The organism is Sphingomonas sp. (assembly GCF_042091075.1).
Classification (GTDB): domain Bacteria; phylum Pseudomonadota; class Alphaproteobacteria; order Sphingomonadales; family Sphingomonadaceae; genus Sphingomonas.
Window position 1 is genome coordinate 1 of sequence record NZ_JBELIE010000173.1, and the last position, 6,533, is coordinate 6,533.

The 6,533-nt window shown below is 66.3% G+C and carries 6 protein-coding genes and 1 pseudogene; 2 read left to right on the forward strand and 5 right to left on the reverse strand.

Going from position 1 to position 6,533, the window contains the following annotated elements; genetic code table 11:
- A pseudogene (locus ACFDSW_RS14215) lies at window positions 1–170 on the reverse strand (glucose/galactose MFS transporter); the annotation flags it as partial.
- A gap of 187 nt (window positions 171–357) precedes the next feature.
- Between ACFDSW_RS14215 and ACFDSW_RS14220 the strand changes: the two are divergent.
- Window positions 358–1,467 carry an aldose epimerase family protein gene (locus tag ACFDSW_RS14220; protein ID WP_375250936.1) on the forward strand — a complete coding sequence of 370 codons (1,110 nt, stop codon included), beginning with the start codon at window positions 358–360 and terminating at the stop codon, window positions 1,465–1,467.
- A gap of 17 nt (window positions 1,468–1,484) precedes the next feature.
- Entirely contained in the window at window positions 1,485–3,269 is a 1,785-nt protein-coding gene (locus ACFDSW_RS14225) for an IlvD/Edd family dehydratase (protein WP_375250937.1), read from the forward strand.
- Between the two features lie 30 nt (window positions 3,270–3,299).
- Here ACFDSW_RS14225 and ACFDSW_RS14230 read toward each other — a convergent pair whose 3' ends face one another.
- The 4 genes from ACFDSW_RS14230 to ACFDSW_RS14245 form a co-directional block, all read right to left on the reverse strand.
- Complete coding sequence (locus tag ACFDSW_RS14230) at window positions 3,300–4,046, reverse strand: FadR/GntR family transcriptional regulator (RefSeq protein ID WP_375250938.1); 747 nt, start codon at window positions 4,044–4,046, stop codon at window positions 3,300–3,302.
- Between the two features lie 350 nt (window positions 4,047–4,396).
- Complete coding sequence (locus tag ACFDSW_RS14235) at window positions 4,397–5,197, reverse strand: enoyl-CoA hydratase/isomerase family protein (RefSeq protein WP_375250939.1); 801 nt, start codon at window positions 5,195–5,197, stop codon at window positions 4,397–4,399.
- An 11-nt stretch (window positions 5,198–5,208) separates the two neighbouring features.
- Entirely contained in the window at window positions 5,209–5,859 is a 651-nt protein-coding gene (locus tag ACFDSW_RS14240; protein WP_375250940.1) for a 3-oxoacid CoA-transferase subunit B, read from the reverse strand.
- Between the two features lie 14 nt (window positions 5,860–5,873).
- Window positions 5,874–6,533 (reverse strand): 3-oxoacid CoA-transferase subunit A (locus tag ACFDSW_RS14245; RefSeq protein WP_375250941.1); only part of this gene is annotated, 660 nt, incomplete at its 5' end.

Genomic DNA, 6,533 nt, shown 5'->3' on the forward strand with positions numbered 1-6,533 from the left:
TCGAACACGCTGCGCAGGTGCGGCAGCAGCGTGTTGTTGATGACGGTGATGAAGCCCCACATGAAGAACAGGCTGGCAAGCAGCATCAGCGCGGAACGGTAGGACGCGCCCGCGCCTGTTCCGCCACCCGGCGACGCCCCCACTCCCGTCGATCCGATCGGACCCGCCATGCTATTTCCCCCTCCTGGGCTTCGATTATCGGCCGTTTCAGGCCATGGATGCCTTGCCTCGTTTATTTATGTCTGACTATATTCGGCGCCATCGGTGGTCAATGCGGAATTGACGCGGGCCGGATGGCGCGTGCGTGTGGGGAGGAACATCTTGGAACAGCCGGTTCGCGTGATCTTTCGTTGTGCGGTGGCGATACTGCCTTTCCTGGCCGCCCCGGCGCTTGGCGCGACGGCAGAGCGCTCGGCGTTCGGCACGCTGCCCGATGGCACGCGCGTCGAGCGGGTCACCCTCACGGGGGGCAATGGCGTGGTCGCGCGCATCATGACCTTGGGCGCGACGCTGCAGACGTTCGAAGTGCCCGGCCGCGACGGCAAGGTGGTGGACGTGACGCTCGGCTATGACGATGCGGCCAGTTACGTGCGAGCACCGAACTATTGGGGGCAGACGATCGGCCGCTATGCCAATCGCATTCGCGGCGGCCGCTTCTCCCTCGACGGACGCAGCTATCAGGCGCCGCTCAACGACAAGACCAATACGCTCCACGGCGGTACCGAGGGCTTCGACAAGCGGGTGTGGCGGATCGTCTCTGTGTCCAGCGGCGCGCAGGCCAGGGTGGTGATGGCGCTGACCAGCCCGGCGGGCGATCAGGGCTATCCCGGAAAGCTCGATGTCACCGTCGCTTACGCGCTCGACGATCGCGGCTCGCTGACCATCGACATGGACGCCGCTACCGACGCGCCCACGGTCGTCAACCTGACCAATCACGCGCTTTTCAACATGGCGGGCGAGGGATCGCCGGGCGGCATCTACGCCCAGCGGCTGACTATTCCGGCGCGCCGGTTCACCCCGGTCGATGCCACCCTGATCCCGACGGGCGAGATGAAAGCGGTGGCCGGCACCGTGTTCGATTTCACGCGCGGGCGGCTGCTGGGCGATGGGATCCGCGACGGGCGCGACCCACAGATCGTGATCGGGCGCGGCTGGGACCATAATTGGGTGCTCGACAAGGGCGCGACCGCCGAGCCGCGGCTCGCCGCGCGGCTGGAGGATCCCGCCTCCGGCCGGGTGCTGGAGGTGTTGACCACCGAGCCGGGCGTGCAATTCTATTCGGGCAATTTTCTCGACGGGACGCTGATCGGCAAGGGCGGTCATGTCTATCGCATGGGCGACGGGCTGGCGCTCGAACCCCAGAAGTTTCCGGACACCCCCAACCAGCCGGGCTTCGGCTCGGCGCGGGTCGATCCTGGCAAGCCCTATCACCACCGCATGATCTACCGCGTCTCCACCGCGCGCTGATCCTGGAGCCTGATCACGTGACACAGAAGCTGCGCAGCCGCGCCTGGTTCGACAACCCGGACAATATCGACATGACCGCGCTCTATCTGGAGCGCTATCTCAACTTCGGGATCAGCCTGGAGGAGCTGCGCTCGGGCAAGCCGATCATCGGCATCGCCCAGACGGGGAGCGACCTCAGCCCCTGCAACCGCCACCTGCTCGTCCTGGCCGAGCGGGTGCGGGAGGGCATCCGCGACGCGGGGGGTATCGCGTTCGAGTTCCCGGTCCATCCGATCCAGGAAACGGGCAAGCGGCCGACGGCGGGCCTCGACCGCAACCTCGCCTATCTGGGCCTGGTTGAGGTGCTATACGGCTATCCGCTCGATGGCGTGGTGCTGACGATCGGTTGCGACAAGACCACGCCCGCCGCGTTGATGGCGGCGGCCACCGTCAACATCCCGGCGATCGCGCTGTCGGTCGGGCCGATGCTCAACGGCTGGCACAAGGGTGAGCGAACCGGGTCGGGCACCATCGTCTGGAAGGCAAGGCAACTGCTCGCCGCCGGCGAGATCGACGATGCCGAGTTTATCCGCCTCGTCGCCTCCTCCGCGCCGTCGACCGGCTATTGCAACACCATGGGCACGGCGACGACGATGAACTCGCTGGCCGAGGCACTGGGCATGAGCCTGCCCGGATCGGCGGCGATCCCCGCGCCCTATCGTGACCGTCAGGAGGTGTCGTGGCGCACCGGCAAGCGCATCGTCGAGATGGTGGCGGAGGATGTGAAGCCCAGTGACATCATGACCCGCGACGCCTTTCTCAACGCCATCGTCGTCAACTCGGCGATCGGCGGCTCCACCAACGCGCCCATCCACCTGCAGGCGATCGCGCGTCACGCGGGGGTGGAACTGGACTGGAAGGATTGGCAGGAAACCGGCCATAAGGTGCCGCTGCTGGTCAATCTTCAGCCCGCCGGCGAATATCTGGGCGAGGATTATTATCGCGCCGGCGGCGTGCCGGCGGTGGTCAGCCAGCTGATGGGCGAGGGGCTGATCCGTGAGGATGCCCTCACCGTCAACGGCCGCACCATGGGGGACAATTGCCGCGACGCCGTGATCGAGGACGACAAGGTCATTCGCCCGTTCGACCGGCCGCTGAAGGATAATGCGGGCTTCATCGTCTTGTCAGGCAATTTGTTCGACGCCGCGATCATGAAGACCAGCGTGATCGGTCCCGAATTCCGCGATCGCTATCTCTCCAACCCCGACGATCCCGACGCCTTTGAAGGGCCGGCGGTCGTGTTCGACGGGCCGGAGGACTACCACCACCGCATCGACGATCCCGCGCTGGGGATCACGCCGGACACGCTGATGTTCATGCGCGGCGCCGGTCCGATCGGCTATCCGGGCGCGGCGGAAGTCGTGAACATGCGCCCGCCCGCCTATCTCATCACCGAGGGGATTCACGCGCTGCCCTGCATCGGTGACGGGCGCCAGTCGGGGACTAGCGGCAGCCCGTCGATCCTCAACGCCAGCCCGGAGGCGGCGGCGATGGGCGGCCTGGCGTTGCTGAGGACGGGCGACCGCGTCCGCATCGACCTGAAGCGGGGTACGGCCGACGTATTGATTTCGGATGAGGAGCTTGCCGCGCGACGTGCGGCGCTGGAGGCGGACGGCGGCTACGCCTATCCCGCCGCGCAGACCCCCTGGCAGGAGATTCAGCGCGCGGTGGTGGGCCAGATGAATACCGGCGCAATCCTGGAGGGCGCGGAGAAATATCAGCGGATCGCCCAGACCAGGGGGCTGCCGCGCGACAATCACTGATCGCGTCGCGCACCGGCCGGGCCGGCGCGGTCAACCCGCCTGCCTGACGCCGGTCGACGGCCGGGCTTCCTCGTGGTCGATCGCCTGTTCGGTGTCCGCCTGCGCCTGACGGACCAGGATCATCGTCGCGTCGCGCGCCGCCTCGGCATCGCCGCGTGCGATCGCGTTGAACAGCGCCTGATGCTCGGGCAGCGGATCGCGCGGTATCCGGGAAGCGCGGTACTTGAAATAGGTCGTCCAGCGGACGGCGGCGGCGATACTGGCCGACAGGCTGACCAGCAGTTCGTTGCCGGTCGCTTCCAGGATCACGGCATGGAAGGTCTGGTCGGCGGCGCGACCCGCCTCGCTGGCGAGGCCGTGGACCGACATTTCCTCCAGGGCATGGCCGATGCGGGCGAGTTGCGCCGGGGTCCGCCCCACGGCCGCCAATTCGGCGGCGGCGGGTTCCACGATCAGGCGGAGCTGGAACAGGCTGCGCACGAAAGACACCGGCGGCGCGCCTTCGAACATCCAGCGGAGCAGTTCGGGATCGAGGAGATTCCACGCCTGCCGCTCGCGGATACGGGTGCCCGCCTTCGGCCGGCTTTCCACCAGGCCCTTCGCTGACAATATCCGCAACGATTCACGGATCACGCTGCGCGATACCCCCGACCGTTCGGCCAGCTCGATCTCACCCGGCAGCACCGATCCCACCGCATAATGGCCGGTGACGATGGCGACCCCGATATCGCGGGCAAGCGATATGTGAGCGGGCTTTCCCCTCTTGCCGCCGTTCATTCCGCTCCCCTGTCAGACGAACCGCTTGTGCCGCAGGCCGCGCCATGCGGCAAGCCGCGCGCCTGCGGCTCGGGGGTCCGCCGCGATTGGTCCGGGCATATTCGATGTCTATCAACCGGCAGGAGCGGCTATCGTCGTCATCGCGGAAAAGTCAGGCTGCGTTCCGGGGCAGCGAGTCGGTGAGTGGCGATGGCGGGAGGACAGCGACAGGCGCAAGGCTGGCGCCCGGCCATTTCCGACTATTTGTCGGCTTGCAATCAGGGGGAGATGTATCCGGCTTTCTGGCCCCTTCGTCACCCCAGTGGGTAAACTGGGCGGTGCGTGCGCCCGGACCGCTGGCGCCGCAGGTGCTACCGGCCGCTTAGCGCGCGCCGGATGTTCGCCTCGCTGCTCGGTTCCTCCACGAGCGAGGAGGACGCCTCCTGGGCTTCCAGATAGGCCTGCATCCAATCCGGGCCCTCGAGCGACAGCGACTGACGCTTTCGCGCACGAAGCGTCGCCATGCTCTTTCGAGCGATGACGCTTGCGAGGTCCAGGGCGAGCGGCAGGACCGCCGCCGGAGGCACCACATAATTGAAGAAACCGGTCGGCTCGAGTTCACGGGCCGAGAAACTCCGTCCCGTATACAGCATCTCACGCACCTTCGCTTCCGGCATCTTCAGCATCGCGAAAAGCCCGGCGCTACCGCCGACGAGGCCATAGTCCACTTCGGGACAGGCAAAACGCGCCTGTTCGCTGGCGATGCGCATATCGCACATGCCCGCCAGCATGACGCCTACGCCAACCGTCGCGCCGTTTATCGCCGCCACCATGGGACGCTCTATTCGGTGGAAGCGCGGCAGTTGCTCGTTGATGAAGCCATAGCGTTCACGGCGACGCTGCGCGGTCATGCCCTTGAACTCGTGAAGGTCCGCGCCGCCGCACCAGGCCTTGCTGCCCTCCGGCGCGGTGATCACGAGCACGCGGACGCGATCATGGGCTTCGACATATGCGGCCAGGCGCCCGATGTCCTCGTAGACTGACAGCGACACCGCATTCACCGGCGGCCGGGAGAAGGTGACCAGCGTCACACCGTCGTCGCGCACAGCGATCTTGAAGCAGCCGAGCTGGGTTTCCTCGCTGGGCGTGAACGAGCAAGTGTGCATGGTCATCGTCAGTTCGTTCAGGCTGCCACTGGCTCGGGCACGAAGGCGACCCCGGTCAGGCGGGCAAGCTCTTCGCGGCTTAACCCTGGCACGAGCTCGACGACCGAAGCGCCCCCCGGGCCCACGTCGAATACGCCGACATCGGAGTAGATGCGGGACACGCAGGCGATCCCGGTCAGGGGGTAGGTGCAGCGCTGAACCAGCTTGCTTTCGCCCGATTTGGTGAAGAGATCCATCATGACGAAGACGCGCTTGGCGCCGATCGCCAGGTCCATGGCGCCGCCGACCGCCGGGACCGCGTCCGCCGCTCCGGTGTGCCAGTTTGCGAGGTCGCCGTGCACCGAAACCTGAAAGGCGCCGAGCACGCAGATGTCGATATGTCCGCCCCGCATCATCGTGAACGAATCGCCGTGATGGAAGAAGCAGCCGCCAGTCAGCAGCGTCACGGGCTGCTTGCCCGCATTGATGAGATCCCAGTCCTCCTGGCCCGCCATGGGTGCGGGGCCCATGCCGAGGATGCCGTTCTCGCTGTGAAGGAAGATTTCGCGATCGGGAGGCAGGAAGTCGGCGACCTTCGTCGGCGCCCCGATGCCAAGATTGACATAGGCTCCTTCCGGAATGTCCTGCGCCACCCGCTGGGCAATCGCTTCACGGCTCATTCGTTGCATGTCTGGCAGACTCCTCAGGCGGCAGCGACGACGACGGGGGCGGCGCCGATCTGAACGACGCGCTTCACGAATATGCCGGGTGTCACGACCGTTTCGGGATCGATCTCTCCGAGCGGCACCATATGGCCGACCTGCGCGACGGTGCATTTCGCGGCCATGGCCATGATGGGGCCGAAGTTGCGTGCCGCCTTCCGATAGACGAGATTCCCCCAGCGATCGCCCCGCTCGGCCTTGATAAGCGCGAAATCCGCGTGGATCGGATATTCCAGGACGTAGTCGCGACCGTCGATGTTGCGTGTTTCCTTGCCCTGCGCGAGGAGCGTTCCGAAGCCGGTGGGGGTGTAGATCGCACCGAGGCCCGATCCCGCTGCCTGTATCCGCGCCGCTAGGTTCCCCTGTGGTACCAGCTCCAGTTCGAGCTCGCCGGAGCGATACCGTTGCTCGAAGTGATGCGAGGCGGCCATCCGCGGGAACGAGCAAACGACCTTGCGCACCCGTCCCGCCTTGATGAGCGCGGCGATACCGATCTCGCCAGAGCCCGCGTTGTTGCTGATGACCGTCAGGTTCGTCGCACCATGATCAACCACGGCCTGGATCAGTTCGGCGGGGGCGCCGGCATCCCCGAAGCCGCTGATCATGATGGCGGCACCGTCCTGAAGATCGGCGATGGCCTC

Excerpts from the sequence above, each read along its gene's own strand:
- ACFDSW_RS14240 (WP_375250940.1), bottom strand. The coding sequence starts at position 5,859 with ATGCAACGAATGAGCCGTGAAGCGATTGCCCAGCGGGTGGCGCAGGAC.
- ACFDSW_RS14230 (WP_375250938.1), bottom strand. The coding sequence starts at position 4,046 with ATGAACGGCGGCAAGAGGGGAAAGCCCGCTCACATATCGCTTGCCCGC.
- ACFDSW_RS14235 (WP_375250939.1), bottom strand. The coding sequence starts at position 5,197 with ATGACCATGCACACTTGCTCGTTCACGCCCAGCGAGGAAACCCAGCTC.